An 829-nucleotide genomic window follows, 5' to 3' on the forward strand; every position below is an offset into this window, starting at 1 on the left:
GGGCGGATCGCCTACACCTTCGGCTTCGAGGGCCCGGCGGTGACCGTCGACACGGCCTGCTCCTCGTCACTGGTCGCCCTGCACCTCGCCGTACGGTCGCTGCGTTCGGGCGAGTCTGACCTGGCCCTCGCCGGTGGTGTCACGCTCATGACGTCGCCGGGCACGTTCGTCGAGTTCTCGCGGCAGCGGGGGCTCGCGCCGGACGGACGGTGCAAGGCGTTCTCCTCCACCGCCGACGGCACCGGCTGGGCCGAAGGCGCCGGCCTCCTCCTCGTCGAACGCCTCTCCGACGCCCAACGCAACAACCACCCCATCCTCGCCGTCGTCCGCGGCACCGCCATCAACCAAGACGGCGCCTCCAACGGCCTGACCGCACCCAACGGCCCCTCCCAGCAACGCGTCATCACCCACGCCCTCGACAACGCCGGACTCACCCCACTGGACATCGACGCCGTCGAAGCCCACGGCACCGGCACCACCCTCGGCGACCCCATCGAAGCCCAAGCGTTGCTCGCCACCTACGGCAACAACCGCCCCACCGACCGCCCCCTATGGCTCGGCTCCCTCAAATCCAACATCGGCCACGCCCAAGCCGCCGCCGGCGTCGCCGGAATCATCAAAACCGTCCAATCCATCCGCCACGCCCACCTCCCCCAAACCCTCCACATCGACCAACCCACCCCCCACGTCGACTGGACCACCGGCACCATCAACCTCCTCACCCACCCCCGGCCATGGCCCGACCACGGCCACCCCCGCCGCGCCGCCGTCTCCGCCTTCGGCGTCAGCGGCACCAACGCCCACGTCATCATCGAACAAGCACCAGAAG

The 829-nt window shown here is 70.2% G+C and carries 1 protein-coding gene; it reads left to right on the forward strand.

All coding sequences use genetic code 11. From position 1 onward, the window contains the following. A partial coding sequence (locus tag Mam01_RS36075) for a beta-ketoacyl synthase N-terminal-like domain-containing protein (RefSeq protein WP_204289696.1) occupies positions 1–829 on the forward strand: 829 nt, incomplete at both ends.

The sequence above is a fragment of the Microbispora amethystogenes genome (assembly GCF_016863015.1).
Taxonomy (GTDB): domain Bacteria; phylum Actinomycetota; class Actinomycetes; order Streptosporangiales; family Streptosporangiaceae; genus Microbispora; species Microbispora amethystogenes.